The 2,433-nt window shown below is 57.5% G+C and carries 2 protein-coding genes; both read right to left on the bottom strand.

Translation table 11 applies throughout. The features are described 5' to 3' along the window. Positions 1 to 369: 369 nt before the first annotated feature. Positions 370 to 1,635 carry a S41 family peptidase gene (locus ACWI8T_RS09490; RefSeq protein ID WP_449138766.1) on the bottom strand — a complete coding sequence of 422 codons (1,266 nt, stop codon included), beginning with the start codon at positions 1,633 to 1,635 and terminating at the stop codon, positions 370 to 372. 9 nt (positions 1,636 to 1,644) lie between these two features. Then, on the bottom strand, positions 1,645 to 2,433 hold a 789-nt coding region (ftsX, locus tag ACWI8T_RS09485; RefSeq protein WP_449138765.1), incomplete at its 5' end, for a permease-like cell division protein FtsX.

Below are 2,433 nucleotides of genomic sequence, written 5' to 3'. Positions count from 1 at the left end.
CCAGCGCCCGACATTTTCAGAACGCCTTGCGGCAAAATGCGCGGGGTACGGCGGGCAGAGCTTTTTCTTGTACGTGAACGAGACATAGCATCCCTTCATAAGTCAAATGGAATATGAGCAGAAGAAGCAGCTGCGAAGCCCACCGAAGCTCGCAGTCTATCGAGACATAAGCAAAATCGTGGTTACTTTCGCACAGAACGCAGCCAGAAGGAAGGGTCGAAAGCGAACCGTAACCGCAAAAACCCACGAAGCGCCAAGCAAGGCGTAAGGCGCCAAAGGCAAACCTATGCAACGAAACAACAAGCCGAGGTCGCGAACTACGTCGTAACCTCGGCCTGGAAGCAAGCATATGTAAATACAGCGCCTGTTCTAGTCGACAACGAGCGAGCCCGCCGTCTCGATGGCAATTTCCTTCTGATTGTCGATCGACGAACCTTCGCGCAAGGAAATCACCACGTCGGGCGACACGCCCACGCCATCGATCGTATATCCCGAAGGACTCTTGTAGCGCGCGGCCGTGTAGCGCAACGCGCCGCCGAACGAAAGCGGCTTGGTAACCTGCACGGAGCCGCGGCCCATGGTATTGACGCCCACCAACGTTGCGCGGTTCGAATCGCGCAACGCAGCTGCGAGAACCTCAGCGGAACCTGCGGTATTGCCGTTCACAAGAACGACGACCGGCGCATCGGTTGCCACATTGCCCGAAACTTGCTTGGTGGTTTGGGCGTCGACCGTATCGATTTCGACCACGACGCCGCTCTTCACGAACAGCGAAGCCACGTCGACCGCCTTATTCAAATAGCCGCCGGGGTTGTCGCGCAAATCGAGCACGAACGACTGGGCCCCTTGTGAAGAGAGCTCTTCGATCGCCTGGCGCACGAGCGAATCGGCGTTCTGCGTGAACTGGCGCAGTTTGATGTAGCCGACGTTGTTCTGCAGCTGGGCGGTCACATTCGGCTCAGTGTAATCGGTGCACACGAGCGTCGTGGTGAATTCATCGCCGCCTGAAGCATCGAGGGACGTGGGTCGACGCCACGTGATGACGACGGTCGAGCCAGCCTCGCGCTGCACGGCATTGATGACTTCGGTCGACGTCCATTCCTGCGACCGATCGCCATCGATGGCGACCACGAAATCGCCGGGCAAAACGCCCGCGTCGCTCGCCGAAGAGCCCTCGAACACGTCAAGCGCATAGGCTTGGCCGTTGTATTCCGAGAAGAACACGCCCACGCCCGGATAGTCCTCCGACGCCGTCACGTCGACATACGTCGAGTAACGGTCGGCGGAATAGTAGCGCGTGAAGGTGTCGTTCGTGGACTGGAGGAACGAATCAAGCACCGCAGACGTGCAGGCATCGGTATCGTAGGAATCGAGGCTCGATTTCGCCAAAATGCCTTCAACCTCATTCAAACGCGAGGCAACCTCGCCAGAATCGGCCGAAGCCGCCTGGACGGCGGCTTTCGTTTCTGGCTCTTCAATTCCCAAACGACTCATAAGGTCGTGGTTTCCGCGCACGACGAAACCGGCGCAAAAAAGCGCAACCGCGCACATGCATAAAGCGAGTTGCTTTATGATGCGCGCGTTGCGGGTCGTTACGTCGATATGGCCTTTGCGGTGTCGCACAGACATAGACATGGGGGCTATTTACACCTTCAAGTAGCGTCGCATAGCGAACAGCGAACCAATACCAGCAATGACCAAGCCGGCAATAATAAGCGCGCCGTAGATCATGAGATACGACGTCATGGACAAATCGATGGGCAGCCATGCCAAGGTGTTCGAAACCTGCGGCAGCGCGAAGCGGCGCAGCATTTCAATGGTCAGAATGGCAAGGGCCGAACCGATAACGGCATGCATCGCGCCTTCCATAAGGAAGGGCCCGCGAATGAAGCCGTTGCTCGCGCCCACGAGACGCATGATGGCGATTTCCTTGCGGCGTGCCAAAATGGCCAAGCGAATGGTGTTGTTGATGAACACCAGCGCGATGAAGATGAGCAGGGCGACGAGCGCGACGCCAATGTAGCGAATGTAGTTCGTGAGCTCGAACAGGCGCTTCACGCTGCTCTGGCCATACTTGATGCTGTCGGCCGGGTTATCTTCGTCGGCGATTTTCGCGAACGTGGAGTTCGCCTCGATTTGCGAGGCGATGCCCTCAACCATCTGCGGGTCGGCAAGCTCAACGTCGATGGAAGCCGGCAAAGGATTCATGCCATCGAGCTGTTCAACGATTTCGCTGGAGCTCATGGAGTTGCTGAAGTTCTGCAGGGCTTCGTCTTTCGTGGTGAAGCCGACGCTTTGCACGCCGTCCATCTTCTCGATGGCCTTCATGACCGTATCGATGTCAGATTGCTCGGCATCGTCGGACACATACGCCGTGATGGAGACCTTGTCCTCCACCGACTTCACCGTGTTGTCGACGATAAGGCCGCCAAC

The organism is Slackia sp. (assembly GCF_977041755.1).
Note: the sequence above shows the minus strand (reverse complement) of the source record. Positions and strands in the feature narration are given on the sequence as shown.

Coding starts and splice junctions, on each gene's coding strand:
- ACWI8T_RS09490 (WP_449138766.1), bottom strand. CDS start 1,635: ATGTCTATGTCTGTGCGACACCGCAAAGGCCATATCGACGTAACGACC.